This is a genomic window from Corallibacter vietnamensis, from assembly GCF_039537875.1.
GTDB lineage: Bacteria > Bacteroidota > Bacteroidia > Flavobacteriales > Flavobacteriaceae > Corallibacter > Corallibacter vietnamensis.
The window spans coordinates 112,828-134,365 of record NZ_BAABBI010000002.1 but is presented as its reverse complement, the minus strand read 5'-3'; the positions used below and the strand labels follow the sequence as shown (position 1 = coordinate 134,365).

The window sequence follows — 21,538 nt, the reverse complement described above, 5'->3', positions numbered from 1 at the left end:
CGCAAAATGGTCTAGGTCTAAAAGCGTTTTGCTTTAGACCTAAACCGTTATAATTTTGAGTGGTTAAGCTTACTTAAGCTCAACTTCTGCTCCAGCTTCTTCTAATGAAGATTTTAATCCTTCAGCTTCGTCTTTAGAAACTCCTTCTTTGATTGCGCTTGGTGCACCATCAACTAATTCTTTAGCTTCTTTAAGACCTAAACCAGTTAATTCTTTAACTAATTTTACAACTGCTAATTTAGAACCACCAGCGGCTTTAAGGATAACATCAAATTCTGATTTTTCTTCAGCAGCTTCTCCACCACCAGCTGGGCCAGCAGCAACAGCTACTGCAGCAGCAGCAGGCTCGATACCATACTCATCTTTTAAAATAGTAGCTAACTCGTTTACTTCTTTTACTGTTAAGTTAACTAATTGTTCTGCGAAATCTTTTAAATCTGCCATTTTTCTATCGTTTTAATAAATTTTTAATTTTAATATAATGTAAATAAAGTGCGTACTAATTTATGATTATCCTTCTTTTTCGGATAATGTTTTAATAATACCTGCAAGCTTACCACCGCTAGATTGTAACGCTGAAATAACGCTTTTAGCTGGTGATTGTAATAATCCAATGATATCTCCAATAACTTCTTCTTTAGATTTAATTTCAACTAAAGCGTCTAATTGTTGATCTCCTATGTAAATTGCTTCCTCAATAAAAGCACCTTTTAAAAGTGGCTTTTCTGATTTTTTACGGAAGTTTTTAATTACTTTGGCTGGAGCATTACCTGTTTCAGAATATAATACAGAGGTGTTTCCTTTTAATGTTGTAGGAAGGTCTCCGAAATCTTTTTCTGATGCTTCCATTGCTTTTGCAAGCAAGGTATTTTTTACTACTGCTAATTGTACGTTTGCTTTAAAACAAGCACGACGTAAGTTTGAAGTATCTGTTGCATTTAACCCTGAAATATCAGCTAAATAGATATTTGCATTATCGGCTAATTGTGCAGTTAAGTCTTCGATTACTTGTGATTTTTCTTCTCTTGTCATAATTAAAGTTTTAAGCTACTTAACCGATTTTAGGATCAACAGCTACACTAGGACTCATTGTACTAGAGATAAAGATACTCTTTACATAAGTTCCTTTAGCTGCAGTTGGTTTAAGTTTAATTAATGTTTGTAATAATTCGTTAGCATTACCTTCAATTTTATCAGCTGTAAAAGATGCTTTTCCAATTGAGGCGTGAACGATTCCTGTTTTATCAACTTTAAAGTCAATTTTACCAGCTTTAACATCGCTAACAGCTTTTGCAACATCCATAGTTACAGTACCTGTTTTTGGGTTAGGCATTAAACCACGAGGACCTAATACACGTCCTAAAGGACCTAATTTACCCATTACACTAGGCATTGTTACAATTACGTCAACATCTGTCCATCCACCTTTAATTTTGTCAAGGTATTCGTCTAATCCTACGTAATCTGCACCAGCTTCTTTTGCTTCTGCTTCTTTATCTGGTGTTACTAATGCTAAAACTTTTACGTCTTTACCAGTACCATGAGGTAATGTTACTACACCTCTTACCATTTGATTTGCTTTTCTAGGATCTACTCCTAAACGTACTGCGATATCTACAGAAGCATCAAATTTAGTATTGGTTATTTCTTTAACTAAAGTAGAGGCTTCGGCTATAGAATAAAGTCTTCCCTTTTCTATTTTAGCAGCAGCTTCTTTTTGTTTTCTTGTTAATCTTGCCATTTCAAAAATTTTTTAGATTAATTAGGGGCTGTGCCTCCTTTTACAGTTATACCCATAGATCTTGCTGTTCCAGCAATCATTGTCATTGCTGCTTCTACTGTAAATGCATTTAAATCTTGCATTTTGTCCTCTGCTATGGTTCTAATCTGATCCCAAGAAACTTTAGCTACTTTTTTAATATGAGGTTCACCTGATCCTTTTTTTACCTTGGCCGCTTCTAATAATTGTACAGCTGCAGGAGGTGTTTTGATTACAAAGTCAAATGATTTGTCTTTGTAAACAGAAATCACCACTGGTAATACTTTACCAGCTTTATCTTGAGTTCTTGCATTAAACTGCTTACAGAACTCCATGATATTAACTCCAGCGGCACCTAAAGCGGGTCCAACCGGTGGCGACGGATTCGCTGCACCTCCCCTAACTTGTAGTTTAACTACTTTACTTAACTCTTTTGCCATTTTTAATAATTTAATTTGATATCATTTAATTTTTGGAAGCAAATAAATGTATCTATTATATATGTAACAATTATTATACTTTTTCTACTTGCATATAGCTTAACTCTAATGGTGTTTTTCTTCCAAATATTTTTACCATTACTTCTAGCTTACGCTTTTCTTCATTTATTTTTTCAATAGTACCATCAAATCCATTAAATGGTCCATCGATAACCTTAACAGTCTCTCCTACTTTGTAAGGTATTGCAACGTTTGTATCTGCTTCAACAGTTAACTCATCTACTTTACCTAACATTCTGTTTACTTCAGACTGTCTTAAAGGCACAGGATCTCCTCCTTTTGTTTCTCCTAAAAAACCTATTACATTGGTAACAGATTTAATTATATGTGGAATCTCTCCTGTTAAATTTGCTTGAATCATAATGTAACCTGGAAAATAAACTTTTTCTTTGTTTACCTTTTTCCCATTACGAATCTGAACTACTTTCTCTGTAGGAACTAATACTTGATCTACATAATCTTCAAGACCTAAACGTGAAATTTCACTTTCTATATAGGCTTTAATTTTATTTTCCTGACCACTTACAGCCCTAACTACATACCATTTTTTCTCGCTCACTTCAGACATAAATCTTTATTTAACCGTTAATCCATTCAAAGTAAAATCCTACAATTTTACTAAACACTGTATCTACTCCCCAAATTGCTAATGAAAAAACAATAGAAAAGACAGCTACTAAAACTGTTAAACTTTGTGCTTCAGCCCATGTTGGCCAACTCACATTATTTTTAAGCTCTTCAAATGATTCTTTTATGTAGTTTATAATTCCAGCCATTTTACTATTTATTTTAAGCAAACTCAATGCTGTTTTTCATTAATTATAAAAAATAAAACAACGAGCTTGTACACTATAATTGCACGGGTTGAGAGACTCGAACTCCCGACACCTGGTTTTGGAGACCAGTGCTCTACCAACTGAGCTAAACCCGTAAATACAAGTCAAGGTATTTCGAAAAATCGAAATACCTCAACTTTTATATTTGTTAAACTGTATTAGTCTAAAATTTCAGTTACCTGACCTGCTCCAACAGTTCTTCCTCCTTCACGGATAGCGAAACGAAGACCAACATTCATTGCAATAGGTTGTATTAACTCTACAGTAATAGTTAAGTTATCTCCAGGCATTACCATTTCAACTCCATCAGGAAGCGCGATGTTTCCAGTTACGTCAGTTGTACGTACGTAGAACTGTGGACGGTAGTTATTGTGGAATGGAGTGTGACGACCACCTTCTTCTTTCTTAAGGATATAAACCTCTGCTTTGAAGTTTTTGTGTGGTGTTACAGATCCTGGCTTAGTTATAACCATACCTCTTGAGATTTGAGTTTTCTCAATACCTCTTAATAAGATACCTGCGTTATCTCCAGCCTCACCTCTATCAAGGATTTGACGGAACATTTCGATACCTGTAATAGTAGAAGTTAACTTTTCAGCACCCATACCAATAATCTCTACAGGATCTCCTGTGTTAGCAATACCAGTTTCTATACGACCAGTTGCTACAGTACCACGACCAGTAATAGAGAAAACATCTTCTATTGGCATTAAGAAATCTTTATCAACTTCACGTTGTGGCTCTTCAATCCAGTTATCAACAGCTTCCATTAATTCCATTACAGTATCAACCCATTTTTGCTCACCGTTAAGTGCACCTAAAGCTGAACCAGAAATAACAGGTCCGTTATCACCATCATACTCGTAGAAGTTTAATAAATCTCTAACTTCCATATCAACTAACTCTAAAAGCTCTTCATCGTCAACCATATCAACTTTGTTTAAGAAAACAACGATACGAGGAATACCTACCTGACGACCTAATAAGATGTGCTCACGAGTTTGTGGCATTGGCCCATCAGTAGCAGCAACCACTAATATAGCTCCATCCATTTGAGCAGCACCAGTTACCATGTTCTTTACGTAATCGGCGTGACCTGGACAGTCAACGTGAGCATAGTGACGATTTGCTGTTTGATATTCTACATGAGATGTATTAATTGTAATACCTCTTTCTTTTTCTTCTGGAGCGTTATCGATAGTATCGAAATCTCTAGCTTCTGATAAACCTGCATCAGCTAATACTTTAGTAATAGCAGCAGTTAAAGTTGTCTTACCGTGATCTACGTGTCCAATTGTACCAATATTTAAGTGTGGTTTTGAACGATCGAAAGTTGCCTTTGCCATGTTTTAATAATTTAATCTTAGTTATATAATATTAGTGTATTCTAATTTTTATTTTTTTATTGAGCCAATGACGAGATTTGAACCCGTGACCTCTTCCTTACCAAGGAAACGCTCTACCCCTGAGCTACACCGGCTTAAAAAAAGAGCGGGAGACCGGGTTCGAACCGGCGACATTCAGCTTGGAAGGCTGACGCTCTACCAACTGAGCTACTCCCGCAATTATTTAATAATCCTATTTTTTTTAAAAGTGGGGAGAGCAGGATTCGAACCTGCGAAGTTAAAAAACAACAGATTTACAGTCTGTCCTCGTTGGCCGCTTGAGTATCTCCCCAATATTTTAAAAAGTCATTACCTTAAAGAACTTTATGTTGCGATATCAACACAACACTTTCTTTTATTTAAGAGCCGATGGAGGGACTCGAACCCACGACCTGCTGATTACAAATCAGCTGCTCTAGCCAGCTGAGCTACATCGGCTTTTAAGTTACTTTTTTAACTAAAAAAAAGCCCGCTATTTCTAACGGACTGCAAATGTATATATTTATTTTCTTATTCAAAACATTTTTTGAAAAATTTTATCATAAATATGATCTTAATTTTTCTTTTCGCTTTTTTAGCTGTCGTTCAAGAGATGCCACAGCTGCATCTGTACCTTCTTCAAATGATTTACATTGTTTTTTTACAACAAAACTATCTCCTGGCACACTAACTCTAGCTTCAAAGATTTTGTTTTCTTTATCGCTTGTGTTCTCTACTTTTAAATAAACATCAGACTGAATGACTTTATCATAAAACAAATCTAGTTTATCCATTTTTTTTTGAATAAAGTCTATCAATTTTTTATCGGCAACAAAATTGACTGATTGCGTGTTTACTTTCATACTCTTTATATTTTATTATTAAACAATAAGTCTTTGCTGTAATTATTCATCACTACGTGGGTGTGCGTTTAGATATACTTTTTTAAGTTCTGCTATACTATTATGTGTATAGATTTGAGTAGCCGCTAAACTTGAATGACCTAATAATTCTTTTACAGCATTTAAATCTGCACCTTGGTTTAATAAATGAGTTGCAAATGAATGTCTCAAGATATGCGGACTCTTCTTCACCTTTGTTGATGCCATACTAAAATACTCATTTATTATACGGTAAACAAGTGTTTCATAAATTTTAACGCCTTTTTTTGTTAAAAACAAATAGGTGCTTTCTTGAATGTTTTCAAGGGTTTTTCTTGTATCTATATATTTATGAATGGTTTGTATAACAGAATCTAATAAAGGCACCAAACGCTCCTTGTTTCTTTTTCCTAAAACTTTTAACGTTTTGTTAGGCAGGTCTAAATCGTTTAATTTCAAATTAACGAGTTCGATGCGTCTTATTCCTGTTGAGTAAAAGAGCTCTATAATAAGCCTGTTTCTGATACCCTCAAAGTCATCTTGATAATGTAGCTCGTCTAATACTGTTGCGACTTCTGTTTCTGAAAATGGTACTTGTATTTTTTTACTTGTTTTTAAAGCTTTATGCTTTGCTAATGGATTTGCTTCTACAGCTCCTATTTTAAGAAGAAATTTGTAATATGAATTTAGAGCTGATACTTTTCTGTTTATACTTCTATTGGTTATTGATTTTTCAACCAATGCTACAATCCAGGTTCTTATTTGAGAATAATTAATGGCTTCTAGATTTTCTTGCTCGTAATGTGATACTACAAAATCTTTAAAATCTTTTAAGTCATTTTCATAAGCTTTTACTGTGAGGTTCGAGTATTTTTTTTCTAACAATAAATAATTTGAAAAAGACTTTATAGACATATTAAGGTTATTAAAGCTTTATTTTATAAAAATACAAAGTTTTATTTAGATATGATTTTTGGGCATAAAAAAATTCCTGCGTTTGCAGGAATTTTATATTGGTAACAATTAATTGATTTAGATTTCTTCTTGATCTCTTAAATGTTGAATGTATTGTGCTTTTTGAATTTGAGCTCTACGTACTACAGACGGCTTGTTAAACTGTTTACGATTTTGTAATGCACGTTTTGTTCCAGTTTTATCAAACTTTCTTTTGTAACGCTTTAACGCTCTATCTATATTTTCTCCTTCTTTAATTGGTATTATTAACATAGTGTCTTAACCTCCTCTCTTTTAGAATTTCAGTGCGCAAATATAAAAACTAATTTTATTATGGCAAACGAAAAAAAATCTTTTTTTAATACAGTAATTTACCCTTTAAATAAAGACGATCTTTTTGTTAGGTCTTGAATCATTTTTTCTTCTTCTTCACTCTCTAACAGAATATTATAATTTCTCCAAAACTCTTTGTTATAAGGTTTTACAGCAAATATATCAGGATCCCAAGTTTTACTTAATGCTTTTTGCACCTCATCTTGATCTTCTATTATTTCAGTAAAAAGAATTTCTTGAACTGTATAGTAATAACGCTCATCGCGATCATACTTTACGGCTTTGTCTTCTTCTTTACCTGTTGGTTTATAACCCACGTTAACCAGTTTTGGTGTTTCATAATAAATGTAGTTTGGATACATTTTATCTTGGTACTCCATATAACTGATGGTAAGTTTATGATTTACATAGGTATCAAATAGGGTTTTGCTTCTACTTTTTTGTGCGTCTGATGCTGCGATAAGCTCATACTCTATTTTTTTTACAGCGAATGTATCCCAATAAATATACAGCCAACCTTCTGCTTTAAAGCCATTATTAAAAATGCCTTTGGTATCTAAATTTACAAAGTCCTTGCCTTCTTCTATTTTGATTTTATAAATTTTCCTATCATTTTCTACCAAAACAGTATCTAACTTAAACTGATGCCTCTCTAGAATATCATCTCCAAAAAGTGCTTTGGTATTTTGCACATTACGCAATAGGTTAAGTTTTCCTTTAAATAAATTTTCTAGTCCGTTTACCCTAGTATCATTCCATTTTATAGCCTTAACCAAAGATGTGGTTTTTATAGTATCTCTTTTTAGGTTTTTTGAAGATAATCTCTTGCTTATTTTTGATGTATTCTTTAAATACGATGTATAGGTTAATAAACTATCTACATCGCGCAAATCATAACTTTTACGAACCTGATCTACATTAATTTTTAAGTTCTTGGCTGTATTAGAGTAAAATCCAGAATCGTATATTGTAATAGCGCTTTCTACCAACCATTTAAATTCTTTCTTATTTCTTTCTTTATGTCTTACAAAACCTTTTTGCAGATATGAAGAATCAGGCATATTATAAGGAAGTTCTTCTATTGCTTTTAGCACTATTTCATTTCCTGTTTTTGGTCTATTGTCTGCTACAATAAGTACTTCACTTAATGAAGCCACATCTTCTTCTAGTATTATTTCTAAAGAATTATCAAACTCTTTTACTGGTGTTTTAAAACTTTTATATCCTATTGAGGAAACCACGAGTGTGTCATTTTGATATTCTTGAGGTACAGACAGCACAAACTTTCCATCAGAATTACTTACTGTTCCTATGGTCGTGTTTTGAATATATACACTAGCATTTTCTATTGGTAAAAAAGATGTAAAGTCTACTATTTTGTTTTTTAATTCTGTTTGAGCTATTGTACTAAAACTGTACAAACTAAACACAACAATTAATAAACGTTTTAAGAATACTGCCATATTTATACGGTTTAATTGGGTTATGTTGCCGGTTTATAACTCTTTTGATCTATAATCATTTTTGCAATAATCTCTCGAAGTATTTCAGATGTTCCGCCACCAATTGGCCCTAAACGGCTATCTCTTAATAAACGAGCCATTGGGTATTCTTCCATGTAACCATAACCACCTAAAAATTGTAAGCATTGGTAAATAACCTCATCTGCCATTTTAGTTGACTTTAGTTTAGACATTGTTGCCTCTTTAACCACATATTCTCCTTTATTTAATCTATGAGCAACTGAATAGTTAAACTCCTTACATATAGTCATATCACTATACAAATCTGCATAGGTATGTCTCAATGCTTGAAATTTATCGATAGTTTTTCCGAAAGCAACACGTTCACTCATATACTGTTTAGCATAATCTAAAGCATATTCAGCTCTTGCATGTGCATTAACTCCCATTATTAAACGCTCTAAAGAAAAATGCTGCATAATATATGGAAAGCCCATATTTTCTTCTCCCATTAGGTTACTAGCAGGAATAACAACATTATCAAAAGCTATTTCAGCTGTATCTGAAGCTCGCCACCCTAGCTTGTCTAACTTTGTAGCAGAAATACCTGGTGTATCTCTATCCATTATAAAAATACTAATTCCTTTATTTCCTAATTCTGGATTTGTTTTTGCCGCTACTACTAAATAGTCACTATAAACGCCGTTTGTAATAAATGTTTTAGAACCATTAATTACATAAGTATCATCTTTTTTTACAGCTGTTGTTCTCATTCCAGCAACATCACTACCTCCAAAAGGTTCTGTTATACACAAACATCCTATTTTATCTCCAGAGATACTTGGCGCTAAATACTTTTCTTTTATTTCATGACTACCTTCTGCATTAACATGTGTCATTGCTAAATAAGCATGAGCCCACATATTTGCCGCAAAACCGGCAGAATTAACTTTTTGTAGTTCTTCTAGAAGAATAACTGTATAGAATAAATCTAAATTTAGACCGCCATAAGCTTCGGGATAAGCTAATCCAAAGAATCCCATCTCTCCAAATTTCTTCCAAATAAAACGCTCTACTGTTCCTGTTTCTTCCCATTTCTCAATATGAGGAACCACTTCTTTTTTTAAAAAATCCTGAAGACTTTCTCTAAACATGTGATGCTCTTCTGTGAAGTACATACTATTCATATATTGTTATTTTTTAAGTATTTTTAATCTAACGCCAAATATAATTGAATTATCTCAATTTTTTCATTCGGAAAGTCTTTTACTTTTGTTAATTCATCAATAGATTTAAAACCATCTCTTAAAGTTCGCTGCTCGATTATTGCGCTAGCAACTTCATAATCTAAGTGAGGAATTTTCACTAATTCATCTCTTGTAGCGCTGTTTAAATTATAGGTTGTAATGACTCTTGGTGTTTTTACCGTAAACATGTTTGTGATACGCGCTATAACTTCAGGTGATAGTCCATAAACATCTATTAATTCTACATCAGATGCAAAACCTCCTACAAAGGTGTTTCTGTGTTTTATAATTCTATCAGATAGTTTTACACCTATGCCATTAACACGCTGTAATTGCTTTGCTGTTGCTGTATTTAAATCTATTTTTTGATGATATGTTTTAGGTGTATTTGAATAAGTATATGAGGTTTTAGGTTTGGGATTTGTTACCCATTCTGGAAATTTAAAATATGGCGATATTTTACCTAACAAAGAATCTGACACTTTAGTGACTTGCTGAAATTCACTAGCAGAGTTGACCCATTTATTTTGATTTCTGTAATGGTGCAGCCTATCTATCTCTTGTGGTGTCATTCCAAGAGTATATCCTTTATAATCTGTTATGAAATTGGGATTAAATGGATATATTCTGGGCTTATTTTTTTCTTGCTGTATTAATTTAAGAGAATCTACTTCTTTTTGAAACTGTTCTAACTCTTTAGTTTTTAAGTCAAAATCATCATAAGAAGAAAAGCTAGAAAAGTAATAGAAGCATTGTATCAAAACAATGATTAAAAGCAATAAAAAAATCCCATTTCGTTGCTTTTTAGTAAACGTAAAATGGGATTTTGTATGTTTCATATTACATATTTTTTACATATGTTTTGTTATGTCTTCGTGACCGTCTTCAATAGCTTCTTTCTTTATAGCTATTGCATTTAAGTAACGTTTCATTTCTTCTCTTACTTTAGGGAATAACAGTAGTAATCCTACCATATTAGGGAATACAAGCGCTAATATCATTGCATCTGAAAACTTAATCACAGCGTCTAAAGTTGCTGCTGCTCCAATTATTACAAATAATAAGAAAAGTACTTTATAAGTTAAATCTGCCGCTTTACCTCTACCAAAAAGAAATTTCCAAGATTGTAATCCGTAGTAAGACCATGAAATCATTGTAGAGAAGGCAAATAAAACAATAGCAATGGTTAACACATATGAGAATCCTGGTATTACAGAGTCAAATGCTTCAGATGTTAAATCTACACCACCAATGTGTTCTCCTGTAGCATTTATCATTACATTACTTCCTTCTACAGCTCCATAAGTAAATACGCTTTGCATATTAGCACCATCAATGTTGAAGAAAATAATTACAAGCGCAGTCATTGTACAAATAACAACTGTATCAATAAACGGCTCTAAAAGCGCCACAACACCTTCAGATGCTGGATACTTTGTACGAACTGCTGAATGCGCAATTGCTGCAGAACCAGCACCAGCTTCGTTAGAGAATGCTGCACGCTGAAAACCAACAATTAACACACCCATAAAACCACCAAGTCCTGCCATAGGTGTAAAAGCTCCTTCTATAATTAATCCGAAGGCATCATCTATATATTGATAGTTTGCAAAAATTATAACCAATGCTGCTAAAATGTATATTCCAGCCATGAATGGCACTACTTTTTCTGTAATTTTTGCGATACGCTTTATTCCTCCAATAATTACTATTCCAACTAAAACAGCTAGAATAACACCTATAATGGTTCCTGTTGCACCTCCTTGAAGTCCTATTAATGATGAAATTTGTACTGTTGCTTGGTTAGACTGAAATGCATTACCACCACCAAAAGAAGCTCCAACACATAATATAGCGAAAAGAACAGCAAGTACTTTACCAATTCCTGCTTTTCCTGTTGCTTTTAATCCTTTTGATAAATAATACATTGGCCCTCCATAGATTGTTCCGTCGCTACCAACATCTCTATATTTTACACCAAGTGTACATTCTACAAACTTTGTAGACATACCTAAAAGCCCACAAATTATCATCCAGAATGTCGCTCCTGGACCTCCTGTAGCAATCGCTACAGCAACACCTGCTATGTTTCCTAAACCAACTGTTCCTGAAACAGCTGTTGCCAATGCTTGAAAATGCGATACTTCTCCGTGAGCACTTTCGTCTCTAATGGTGTCTTGAATATCTTCTTCTGCTAAAGCTTCATCGTTGTCATATAATTTATCTACACCATGCTTTTCAATATCTACATATCTACCTCGCACAGTACTTATTGCTGTTGGAAATCTAGAAATACTTGGTACTTTGAAGTAAATTGTAAAAAAAGTTGCTCCTGCAACTAATAAGATTACAACAATAGGAACATTAAGCCCTGCAATAGGAACCGATGTTAGAATAAAGTCTTGCCACCATGTTGCTACAGGCATAAACGCATCATTTACTATTTCGTCTATTCCTTTTTCTTGTGCAAAGGTCAAGAATGGGGTTATCATTGAAATCATTAAGAGAAGATATTTCTTCATGAGAATTTAATATTTAGTTATAGTTAGTTTTAAATTTTTTGTTAGAGTTAGCAATATGCGAAAAAATGCTGAATTTTTAAAAAATCTGTTGTTAAATCCCCTAAATCAGTGCTTGATATCAAACACGGTATTTAGTTTCTGGATTTGTTCAGGTCTTCCTAGCACAATGATTTTTGAGTTAGGCAACAGCGCTTGTTCTGCTTCTGGGTTTACAATATAGTCGCCATTTCCATCTTTGTAACCTATAACATTACAGCCTGTTTTATTTCTTAAGTCTAAATCTCTTATTGTTTTTAAACTTGAAGCATCGTAAAGCTTGCTAACCTCTATTTCTTCTATATTGATATTTGCTTTTCCTACAATGGATAAATTATCTATAAACTCAATTAAATCTGGCACAACAACAAGAGATGCCATATGATCTCCACCTATTTTATCTGGCAGTATTACATTGTTTGCTCCAGCCATTTTAAGTTTATTGTATGTAGGTTCTTGAGATGCTCTACTTATAATTCGCAAATGCTTGTTTATTTGTCTTGCTGATAGCACTACAAAAAGGTTATCTGCATCGTTAGGAAGTGCACAAATAAGTGTACTTGCACGCGCTATTCCTGCCTGTTCAAGTACTTCGTCCTCATTGGCATTACCATGTATAAACATAGTTGAGTCGTTTTCAAACCTATCTATCAGTTCTTTATTTTTTTCTATAATTACAAAAGGCTTGTTATATGCCAAAAGTTTGGTAGCAGCTTGTTTTCCGTTTCTACCATAACCACAGATAATAATATGGTTGTTTAGTGCATCAATTTTCTTTTGCATTTTCTTCTGTTTTAATTCTTCTAGATTGTTGTTGCTTAAAATATATTCTGTAATGATACTTATAGCATATCCTACTATAAATACACTTGTAAGGATTAAAAATGTTGTAAATATTTTTGATGTATCATCTAGAGGTTGTACTTCACCAAAACCTACTGTGGTGATTGTAATGACTGTCATATAAAAAGCATCAACCCAAGAATAGTTAGATAAAACCCTAAAGCCAAGAATACCAACAACCACTATGAATACAAACAACCATAAGGCTATGTAAATTTTTGACTTGAATAGTTTTAAAAATACGCTTTTCATAATTACAGGTCAAAAACAGAAGATCGTTTTGTGTAAATAAGGTCTTTTATACGCATCCAGAATGCCATGAACAAGTAAAGCGCAAAGCCAAATCCTAGGGTTACAAAAGTAAGATACATAAAGGATGTACGTACTACTTTTGCTCTAATTCCTAAACGATCAGCTATTCGCTGGCAAACATAATATCCTCGCTTTTGAAAATACAGTAATGCTTTATAGAAAATATTCATGCTGCAATGTACTAAAATTATTGACTGATTAGGTTATTTCCTATGGCACAAAATAAACATTTGTGTTTGTCGCAGTATTCTGTTTTAAGCTGAATGAGTGCTTGTGATTGTAATGCTGACTTTGCTATAGGCTGTAAGTTATTATAAGCTGTAATAATGCTATTCTTTTCTGGTGGTAGTTGCTGAATTAGTTTTAATAGCTCTTCATTATTTGATGCTGCATGCTGTTTTGCATAGGCAAACTTAATAGGTATTACCGTGTTTATAAGCAGCAAGTATACCATTGGTTTGCTTATGGTTTTTGAGACTTGCTTTGAGGTTTTACCAAACGTGTAGTGGGTTTTCCAGTAAGGTGTTGTTTCTGCTTTAAAAAGGTTGTAAAACGCTTCAATATCATTGAGATCTATAATTTTTGAAAATAGATTTTGATGCTTGTTATATAGCATTGCTAACTGTGAAAGCCTTATGGTAGGAAAATTGGGCGGTCTTAATTTAAAGAACTGCATTGGTAAAACACCTTGATTGTTTAGCTGAAATTTTTGTTTTAAAAACTTGTATTCCTTTTGTAGCTGAATATAGTAAGCATCTTGGTGATTATCTTCTAGCAACCCAGCTTGACCAAAAAGCAGTGCTTCAAGCTGAATGGGATTACTGTGTAACTTTCTTATTATTGAAAAATTGACTGATTGCGCCAAACTCACAAAAGCTTCATTGTTTATTTTTTGCCCAAAGCCTTTAGCTAATAAAGTAAAAAGCACTGCTTCCCAATTGTTTTTTGATTGTACCAAAAGCTCATTGATAATTTTAGATTTTCTTTCTAAACGTTCTAAATACAAACGCTCTAACCAGTTGTTTACAATGAACTCACTTACTGTATGAAACTGACTTTCACAATTAATCCATGTGGACTTGTTATTAAATAGCTGTTTGTAATTGCTTAATAATTGTGGATTGACATAATTTTTAAGCTGTAAGGTAGGTATTGGCGTGTTATTTTTTCTGAAAACTTCGGTGTCGTGTTCCCATACAACATGTAGTATAACATTTTGATAGGCTTTGTCTTGCTCGTGATTATGTAAAAACCAATCACTTGATGCTGTATGAATCTCTACATTGCCAGCCCAATGCTGCCCTGCTATTTCTATTTGAGCATTAAAAAAATCAGGGCCTGCTAATAGATTATGTTGCCCCACGCTTTTTACAACAATTGTTTCACCAGCAGTTGTTGTAAGTCTGGATAAATCTAACTTTTTATATTTCCAAAGGTAGTGTAAAAAAGCCTCTTGCATGTTCCTAAATTAGTCGTAATGCTCATAAAAAACAAATTTAAAGAAACGGTATCATGTTAATTCACAAGCAATTCTAGCTAAAATCAGAGATTAACAACTAGTTTTTATGGGATTTCACATGAAGATATCCTTAAGTTATGTCGATATAAAGTCGGCATATAGTCGGCATATAGTCGGCTTAAAATTGATATAAATATGACTTGTATGGCTTAAAAAACGAAAACAAAAAATGATATACTAATACAAAAAACAAGGAAAAACTAGAGAACGCCCTTTTAGCCACTTGATAACTTGTTGCATTATGGTGTTTGTTATATAAGGTCATTATCAATAAGCATGCTTTTTAAACGCTCGTGATCTTCCCAGAATCTGTTTTTAATTTTTGTAATTGTTTCTTTGTATTCTGGGTGATCTTTTAAAGATTTCATCATTGGATCTTTTTCCATAAACAACAGCATCCAGTATTGGTAATTATTTTTTGTAGCAAATAGCTTAAGCTGCTCAATAGCGAGGTCTCTTTTTCCTTCATGAACATATTGCATAGCCAAACTTGCTGGCTGGTAGATAGATTGGTCTTTTGCACAGTAACTGGCGTAGGCCTTGTAAAAGGGTTTTGCTTTTTCATGAAACCCCATTTGGTCGTAAACCTTACCTATTTTAATATCTTCTTGCGGATAAATGCCTAACCCATACTGTTCTTTTACTTTAACGTATTTACTATAGTAATAGTAAGCGCTGTCATACTGTTCCTGAAAATAATACAGTTTTGCCACATCCTGCATGATATCTAACCTTGTGGTGTCTTTTTTCCATTCGTTTATTAAAAGATTTCTGGTTTGAACCATGTCTTTATGCTTGGCATATTGTATAAATATTTTTAAATATGGTGCGTAATAATTTGTTGAGCTATAGTCTAGTGAAAGGTTTATATTTTTTAGGGCTTCATCAACAAATCCGTTTTGAATAAAAGCGTTACTTAAATTTAAATAGATATAACTTTTGCCAACAGAATCGTTTGCGGCGATATCTAATTGTACTCCTTTTAAGGCATACTTTAGAGATTTTTCGGTATTAGGAATGGTACGCGCATACAAATCTGATAGCATATTTACTACAGATGATGAATTGGGGTTGTACTCTAAAGCTTTTTCTAAATGCGGTAATGCCAACCTATACTCTTCTATATTTATATAATATAGCGCTTTTGCAATAAGGCTTTCATCTGATTTGGAATCATACAACAAAGCCTTATCTGCATAATTATTTATTACTTCTGTGTATTGCTTATTTGTTTGATAAATGTCTAAATAGTAGTACGCAATGGCGAGTTTTGAATATGCTAACGCAAATTTAGGATCTTTAGCTACGGCTTGCTTAAACAGTGGTATTGCTTTATCAAGACCTTCTTTTGTTTGGGCTTGAAATGGCTCTAGAGCTTTAAGGTAATAATCATAAGCCTCTAGGTTTTCTGTTGGTTTTTTATCTATTTGTTGTAATTCGGCTGGAGTAACTTTTGCTTGAATAGCATCGGCTATTTTTTTTGCTACAGTATTTTGTAATGCAAAAATATCAACCACCTTGTGGTTATATTGTTCTGTCCAAATTGGGCTATCATTTAATGCTTCAATTAATTGAACATTAAGTAATACTTGGTCTCCAACTCGTTGTCCGCTACCTTCTACAATGTAGTTTACATTTAGTTCCTTTGCTATTTCAGAGACCGTTTTATTGGTATTTCTATATTTTTCAACAGATGTTCGGCTTATAACTCTTAAATCTTCTATTTTCTGTAAATTATTTAAAGATGATTCCATTAAACCATTAACAAAATATAGATTTGAAGAGTCGCTACTCATATTTTTAAACGGAAGTACCGCTATAGATTTTGATAAGGTTGTAGGACTTACTAGCTCGTTTTTGTCTTTCTTTTTTATGATAAAAAGCACCATTACTGCAACCACAGTTAACAACAAAGCCATTACTGTGTAGGCTTTATTTGTTTTGAATGCATTTTGAGCTGGTTTTTTGTCAATAGTGATATCGCTAGTGGTTTCGTTTTCTGAAAACTCGTAACCACTTTTTCTAACTTCTCCTGGCGAATACCCAAAATGTTCTCTAAAGCATTTTATAAAATAAGAGTTGTTTCCAAAACCTACTTGATAGGATATTTCAGAAACTGTATAATCGGTTTGCTCTAATAACTCCATTCCCTTTTCAAGGCGAATTTGACGAATAAACTGACTAACACTTAACTGGGTTTCCTTTTTTATTTTTCGTAGTAAGTTAGAACGGCTCATATTCATGAGCGTTGCTAGTTCAGAAACACCAAACTGCTCGTTAGATAAATTCTCTAACACAAAGATCTTGGCTTGTTCTATAAACTTTCCTTGAAACGTATTGCTTGACATAATGGTATTTGCTGTCACTAAAGTAGACAAATTTATTTAAAAAGAAATCTTCAAACAAGCTTCAAAAAAACGCGTGTTGCATCATAATTTATACTTCTGCATCATAATTTTCATGCATTCAACAAACTTGTCACATACCGCTACATAAGGGTTTATTATGAAACCGTCTCTTGCCTGACATTTGTACCAACAAAAAACAAAATATTAATCATTAAAAAATTAACATCATGAAAACATTATTAATTCACACATTCAAAATCACATTTCAAACAGTATTTATGATTGTATTACTTACTAACTCATGTGCGCAATCTAAAAATGAAACAACAACTATCTCAACAAAAACTAACAACACTTTAAGCAAACCAGATATTGATATTCAAACAGCTGTATTATCAGGAAATCTTGAAGCTGTAAAACAACATATTGCATCTGGTAGTAATATAAATAAAAAAGAAGCTATGAGCGGTTCTACGCCATTAATGACAGCTGCTACTTTTAATAAGATTGAAATAGCTAAAGCACTTATTGATGCTGGTGCAGATTTAACACTAAAAAACAACGACGGCTCTACAGTTTTACATACGGCTGCTTTTTTTGGACGTATAGAAATTGTACAACTTCTCATAGATGCCAAAGCAGACAAAACAATAAAAAACAACTTTGGAGCGACTGCTAGAGAAACTGTGATGGGTGACTTTAATGAGGTAAAGCCTTTTTATGAAATGCTAATACAGCAGTTAAAGCCTATGGGATTTACACTTGATATGGAAGCTTTAAAAAAAGCACGTCCTGTAGTAGCTATGATGCTTGAATAATAAAAAAACTGTATTAAAATGACAACTCAAAGACGTTACGACATAGATTGGATACGAGTTATAGCTATTGCTTTATTACTAATATATCACATTGCTATTATTTTTCAACCTTGGGCTTTATTTATAGGTTTTATAAAAAGTGACCAATTGCTTGAAGACTTATGGACTCCTATGACAATGCTAAACGTATGGCGAATTCCGTTACTCTTTTATGTTTCAGGTATGGGTTTATACTTTGCTATGAGAAAACGCCAAATAAAAGGTTTAATTATAGAACGAAGTAAGCGTATTTTACTCCCTTTTATTTTTGGATGCATTGCAATAACAACATTGCACATGTTTATTTTTCAAAAATATTACAACATGCCATTAAGTTATTATTATGGTAGTAGTCACTTATGGTTTTTAGGGCATATATTTATTTATGTACTAGTGCTTTCTCCTCTATTCTATTATTTGAAAAAACATGAAGACAGCCTATTTAGAAAAACGTTATCAACGTTTATGTCGTATGCATTAGGACCTATTATGGTATCCGTATTTTTCATGCTAGAAGTTGGTCTGGTTAAACCACAGTTATTTGAATTGTATGCGCAAACTTGGCATGGTTTCTTTATAGGTTTTGTCGCTTTCTTTTTTGGGTTTCTGTTTGTTTATAGCGGTACAAGCTTTTGGAAAACAGTATCAAAATGGAAATGGCTTTATATAGGTATTGCTTGTGTATTATATGCTATAAGATATTCTGGTTTTGAATCAATATCTAATATGTATATAACAACATTAGAGTCTAACTGTTGGATATTTGGTGTTTTTGGTTTAGGTTATCATTACCTTAATAAGCCTAGTGCTTTGTTAACATATTTAAGCCAAGCTGCCTATCCTGTGTACATAATACATATGTTTGTATTGTATGCTGGTGCTTATTTAATTTTACCTTTACAGATTCATCCGTTCTTGAAATTTTTAAGCATTTCACTTTTTACTTTTATAGGTTGTTTTCTTATTTATGAATTCATTTTAAAAAGAATTAAAATTTTAAGACCTTTATTTGGGTTAAAATGGACAATTTCAAAACAACTTAACACGGTATCTAACACTGTAGAATTAAGAAAAACTAACTCATGAATAAAAAACAAATACAGCGCGTGTTACGGATTATTTTACCCATAGGAACCATTATATCGCTTTTTTTTGTACCATGGTTATTAGTAAAAGCATGGATATTACCACTACCTAGCACCGTACAAGGTCAGCTAGATGAAGCTATAGACCATGGATTTGATGGCATAATTGTATATGTAGATCAAGGCGGAAAGCCACCAGCATTTTATGCATCAGGTTGGCATAACAAAGAACTTAAAATACCTGCAAACCCTAAAGCTTTATTTAAGATTGCGAGTATTAACAAATTATATACTGCAGTGGCTGTTACAAAGCTAGTTGCTGATAAGCGTTTATCTCTAGACAAAACACTAGCAGATTACCTACCCGAATTAAAAGGACGTATAGAATATGCAGATAAAATCACATTAAAAATGATGATTCAGCACCGAAGTGGTATTCCTAACTACACAGATACTTTTAATTATTGGGCCGAACCGAAGGAAACCTATGAGGAAAACCTGAACTTAATACTAGATTTACCTGCAAACTTTACTCCTAATAAAAAATATCAGTATTGTAACACCAATTATTTATTACTCTGTAAAATAATGGATCGCGTTCTAGGTTACTCATATTATGACTTCATTCAAGAAGAAATTTTGGATCGCCTACAGTTAAAAAACACCTTTAGCTCTGTAAATGATGTAGATTTAGATAATATGATGAGCGGTTACCATGTAGGTCATCCATATGATTTAAAAGCTGATAATGTAGGTATGGTTGCAACTGCAGAAGATGTTGGTATCTTTTTAAGAGCCTTAAATGACGGCTCGCTACTAGATGGTAATGAGCAAAAAATCTATTCTTCTGTATACGAATACGAACATAAAGGCTGGGTTCCTGGATATCAAAGTATCGCAAAATACCACAAAAATTTGGATGCTATTGTTATACAATTTACAAGCACAACAGACACAAAATTGTATAACTGGAATTTAGCTGATATTATATACAATCGTACTATTAAAATTTTAAAACGCAAACAAGATTAAATTATGAAGACAACACCAAAACATGATGAGCGAATTGCAAAAATGACATTTGCCTCGGTATACCCACATTACGTAACCAAAGTTGAAAAAAAAGGACGAACACAAGATGAGTTACAAACGGTAATAACTTGGCTTACTGGTTTTGACAATAACCAAATACAAGAATACATAGACAGTAAAGCTACATTTGAAACATTTTTTTCTGATGCCACTCTCAATGAAAATGCCCATTTAATAAAAGGTGTTATTTGCGGCTATAGAATTGAAGAAATAGAGACTCCTCTTACCAAACATGTTAGGTATTTAGACAAATTGGTAGATGAGTTGGCAAAAGGCCGAAAGATGGAAAAAATTTTAAGAAGCGCATAATAAAAAAACACCATCAATCATGAAATCACAGTTAGTATACTTTATTTACTTATTTGTTTTTCATTAAGATTTTTCTCAAAACGGAAAAATTCATTCTATCAAAAGAACTTATAAATCTTTCAGAAACTTCAATACGAAGTAAACAAACAGCCTACAATGAATTAAAACACAAAAAATAAACCAGCCAAAAAAAGAAAAAGCCCAACATGTGTTGAGCTTTTCATTTTATAATTAAGGATATATTTTAGTCTAAATATCCCATTTTTTTCATCCATTCGTTATTAAACATTTTACCTACATAACGACTACCATGATCGTGAAATAACACAACCACTACATCATCAGGCTTAAAATGCTCTTTTAGTTGCAAAACACCTTTTATTGCTGCTCCGGCAGAATTTCCTAAAAACATACCTTCTTCTTTAGCTAGTAGCTGTGTGTAAACCGCAGCATCTTTATCAGTGACTTTAGTAAACCCATCAATTATTGAAAAATCAACATTCTCTGGTAATATATCTTCACCAATACCTTCTGTGACATATGGGTATATTTCATTTTCGTCAAAAATACCAGTTTCATGATATTTTTTAAAAACACTACCATATGTATCAATTCCCCAAACTTTAACATCCGGGTTTTGTTCTTTAAGATATTTTCCTACTCCAGAAATGGTTCCACCTGTTCCTACTCCTACCACAAAATGAGTAATCTTACCATCTGTTTGTTTCCAAATTTCTGGCCCTGTACTTTCATAATGTGCTTTTGCATTACTTGGGTTATCATACTGATTTACATACCAAGAATTTGGTGTTTCTTCACCAAGTCTTTTTGACACAGAATAGTAAGAACGTGGATCATCTGGTTCAACATCAGTAGGACAAACAACCACTTCTGCTCCAACAGCTCTTAATATGTCCATTTTTTCTTTAGACTGCTTATCACTAATAACAAAAATGCACTTGTAACCTTTTACAATAGCTGCCAATGCTAATCCCATACCTGTGTTCCCAGACGTTCCTTCAATGATGGTACCACCAGGCTTTAAACGACCATCTGCTTCGGCATCTTCAATCATTTTTAATGCCATGCGATCCTTTACTGAATTTCCTGGGTTAAATGTTTCGTATTTAGACAACACCAGACAAGGTAGGTCTCGTGTTAGTTTATTTATTTTTACTAAAGGTGTATTCCCAATAGTTTCTAAAATGTTTTTTGCGTATTCCATACTCATAATTTACTGCTGCAAATGTACTTTTTTTTGATAAGAATAGACGAATG

23 protein-coding genes and 5 tRNA genes are annotated in these 21,538 nt (G+C 33.0%); 4 read left to right on the top strand and 24 right to left on the bottom strand.

Annotation, left to right across the window (positions count from 1 at the left end):
• Positions 1-69 precede the first annotated feature (69 nt).
• The 23 genes from rplL to ABD690_RS08955 all read right to left on the bottom strand — a co-directional run bounded on the left by rplL (position 70) and on the right by ABD690_RS08955 (position 16,947).
• Positions 70-444 carry a 50S ribosomal protein L7/L12 gene (gene rplL / locus ABD690_RS09065; RefSeq protein WP_344729604.1) on the bottom strand — a complete coding sequence of 125 codons (375 nt, stop codon included), beginning with the start codon at positions 442-444 and terminating at the stop codon, positions 70-72.
• A gap of 66 nt (positions 445-510) precedes the next feature.
• The gene (gene rplJ / locus ABD690_RS09060; RefSeq protein WP_344729602.1) at positions 511-1,032 is read right to left on the bottom strand and encodes a 50S ribosomal protein L10; all 522 of its coding nucleotides are present in this window, start codon (positions 1,030-1,032) and stop codon (positions 511-513) included.
• Positions 1,033-1,051: 19 nt separating this feature from the next.
• Positions 1,052-1,741, bottom strand: a complete 690-nt coding sequence (rplA, locus tag ABD690_RS09055) for a 50S ribosomal protein L1 (protein WP_344729600.1) — start codon at positions 1,739-1,741, stop codon at positions 1,052-1,054.
• Positions 1,742-1,758: 17 nt separating this feature from the next.
• On the bottom strand, positions 1,759-2,199 hold the full coding sequence (rplK, locus tag ABD690_RS09050; RefSeq protein ID WP_344729598.1) for a 50S ribosomal protein L11: 441 nt from the start codon (positions 2,197-2,199) through the stop codon (positions 1,759-1,761).
• Between the two features lie 73 nt (positions 2,200-2,272).
• Complete coding sequence (gene nusG / locus ABD690_RS09045) at positions 2,273-2,827, bottom strand: transcription termination/antitermination protein NusG (protein ID WP_344729596.1); 555 nt, start codon at positions 2,825-2,827, stop codon at positions 2,273-2,275.
• Between the two features lie 10 nt (positions 2,828-2,837).
• The gene (gene secE, locus ABD690_RS09040; protein WP_344729594.1) at positions 2,838-3,035 is read right to left on the bottom strand and encodes a preprotein translocase subunit SecE; all 198 of its coding nucleotides are present in this window, start codon (positions 3,033-3,035) and stop codon (positions 2,838-2,840) included.
• Between the two features lie 82 nt (positions 3,036-3,117).
• Positions 3,118-3,190, bottom strand: a tRNA-Trp gene (locus tag ABD690_RS09035).
• Between the two features lie 63 nt (positions 3,191-3,253).
• Positions 3,254-4,441, bottom strand: a complete 1,188-nt coding sequence (gene tuf, locus ABD690_RS09030; protein ID WP_344729592.1) for an elongation factor Tu — start codon at positions 4,439-4,441, stop codon at positions 3,254-3,256.
• Positions 4,442-4,503: 62 nt separating this feature from the next.
• Positions 4,504-4,575, bottom strand: a tRNA-Thr gene (locus ABD690_RS09025).
• A gap of 10 nt (positions 4,576-4,585) precedes the next feature.
• Positions 4,586-4,658: transfer RNA gene (locus ABD690_RS09020), tRNA-Gly, on the bottom strand.
• 31 nt (positions 4,659-4,689) lie between these two features.
• Positions 4,690-4,772: transfer RNA gene (locus tag ABD690_RS09015), tRNA-Tyr, on the bottom strand.
• A gap of 72 nt (positions 4,773-4,844) precedes the next feature.
• Positions 4,845-4,918: transfer RNA gene (locus ABD690_RS09010), tRNA-Thr, on the bottom strand.
• Positions 4,919-5,019: 101 nt separating this feature from the next.
• Positions 5,020-5,322 carry a ribosome hibernation-promoting factor, HPF/YfiA family gene (gene hpf / locus ABD690_RS09005; protein ID WP_344729590.1) on the bottom strand — a complete coding sequence of 101 codons (303 nt, stop codon included), beginning with the start codon at positions 5,320-5,322 and terminating at the stop codon, positions 5,020-5,022.
• 42 nt (positions 5,323-5,364) lie between these two features.
• Positions 5,365-6,255 (bottom strand): tyrosine-type recombinase/integrase, encoded by an 891-nt coding sequence (locus ABD690_RS09000; protein ID WP_344729587.1) that lies wholly within the window; start codon positions 6,253-6,255, stop codon positions 5,365-5,367.
• 117 nt (positions 6,256-6,372) lie between these two features.
• Positions 6,373-6,567 (bottom strand): 30S ribosomal protein S21, encoded by a 195-nt coding sequence (rpsU, locus tag ABD690_RS08995; RefSeq protein WP_344729585.1) that lies wholly within the window; start codon positions 6,565-6,567, stop codon positions 6,373-6,375.
• A 98-nt stretch (positions 6,568-6,665) separates the two neighbouring features.
• Positions 6,666-8,090, bottom strand: a complete 1,425-nt coding sequence (locus ABD690_RS08990) for a carboxypeptidase-like regulatory domain-containing protein (RefSeq protein WP_344729582.1) — start codon at positions 8,088-8,090, stop codon at positions 6,666-6,668.
• A gap of 20 nt (positions 8,091-8,110) precedes the next feature.
• Positions 8,111-9,277, bottom strand: coding sequence for an acyl-CoA dehydrogenase family protein (locus tag ABD690_RS08985; RefSeq protein WP_344729580.1), 1,167 nt, complete (start codon positions 9,275-9,277; stop codon positions 8,111-8,113).
• Between the two features lie 23 nt (positions 9,278-9,300).
• The gene (locus ABD690_RS08980) at positions 9,301-10,176 is read right to left on the bottom strand and encodes a ComEA family DNA-binding protein (RefSeq protein ID WP_344729578.1); all 876 of its coding nucleotides are present in this window, start codon (positions 10,174-10,176) and stop codon (positions 9,301-9,303) included.
• A gap of 12 nt (positions 10,177-10,188) precedes the next feature.
• Complete coding sequence (locus tag ABD690_RS08975; protein ID WP_344729576.1) at positions 10,189-11,859, bottom strand: alanine/glycine:cation symporter family protein; 1,671 nt, start codon at positions 11,857-11,859, stop codon at positions 10,189-10,191.
• Between the two features lie 105 nt (positions 11,860-11,964).
• Positions 11,965-12,990, bottom strand: a complete 1,026-nt coding sequence (locus ABD690_RS08970; protein ID WP_344729574.1) for a potassium channel family protein — start codon at positions 12,988-12,990, stop codon at positions 11,965-11,967.
• A gap of 2 nt (positions 12,991-12,992) precedes the next feature.
• Positions 12,993-13,220 (bottom strand): PspC domain-containing protein, encoded by a 228-nt coding sequence (locus ABD690_RS08965; protein ID WP_344729572.1) that lies wholly within the window; start codon positions 13,218-13,220, stop codon positions 12,993-12,995.
• A gap of 17 nt (positions 13,221-13,237) precedes the next feature.
• On the bottom strand, positions 13,238-14,509 hold the full coding sequence (locus ABD690_RS08960) for a DUF2851 family protein (protein WP_344729570.1): 1,272 nt from the start codon (positions 14,507-14,509) through the stop codon (positions 13,238-13,240).
• Positions 14,510-14,820: 311 nt separating this feature from the next.
• Positions 14,821-16,947 (bottom strand): helix-turn-helix domain-containing protein, encoded by a 2,127-nt coding sequence (locus ABD690_RS08955; protein ID WP_344729568.1) that lies wholly within the window; start codon positions 16,945-16,947, stop codon positions 14,821-14,823.
• 197 nt (positions 16,948-17,144) lie between these two features.
• Here ABD690_RS08955 and ABD690_RS08950 point away from each other — a divergent pair, with 197 nt between their 5' ends.
• Genes ABD690_RS08950 through ABD690_RS08935 form a run of 4 tightly spaced genes read left to right on the top strand, consistent with a single transcriptional unit; the run spans position 17,145 to position 20,260 of the window.
• Complete coding sequence (locus ABD690_RS08950) at positions 17,145-17,735, top strand: ankyrin repeat domain-containing protein (RefSeq protein WP_344729565.1); 591 nt, start codon at positions 17,145-17,147, stop codon at positions 17,733-17,735.
• An 18-nt stretch (positions 17,736-17,753) separates the two neighbouring features.
• Positions 17,754-18,860 carry an acyltransferase family protein gene (locus ABD690_RS08945; protein ID WP_344729563.1) on the top strand — a complete coding sequence of 369 codons (1,107 nt, stop codon included), beginning with the start codon at positions 17,754-17,756 and terminating at the stop codon, positions 18,858-18,860.
• A complete protein-coding gene (locus ABD690_RS08940) occupies positions 18,857-19,891 on the top strand; it encodes a serine hydrolase domain-containing protein (protein ID WP_344729561.1) in 1,035 nt (344 codons plus the stop codon). The genes ABD690_RS08945 and ABD690_RS08940 overlap by 4 nt, the downstream gene beginning before the upstream one ends.
• Positions 19,892-19,894: 3 nt before the next feature.
• On the top strand, positions 19,895-20,260 hold the full coding sequence (locus tag ABD690_RS08935; RefSeq protein WP_344729559.1) for a DUF2200 domain-containing protein: 366 nt from the start codon (positions 19,895-19,897) through the stop codon (positions 20,258-20,260).
• Positions 20,261-20,504: 244 nt separating this feature from the next.
• On the opposite strand, the gene ABD690_RS08930 is transcribed toward ABD690_RS08935, so the two are convergent.
• Positions 20,505-21,485: a PLP-dependent cysteine synthase family protein gene (locus tag ABD690_RS08930; RefSeq protein ID WP_344729557.1), complete on the bottom strand. Its 981-nt coding sequence runs from the start codon at positions 21,483-21,485 to the stop codon at positions 20,505-20,507.
• Positions 21,486-21,538: the final 53 nt, after the last annotated feature.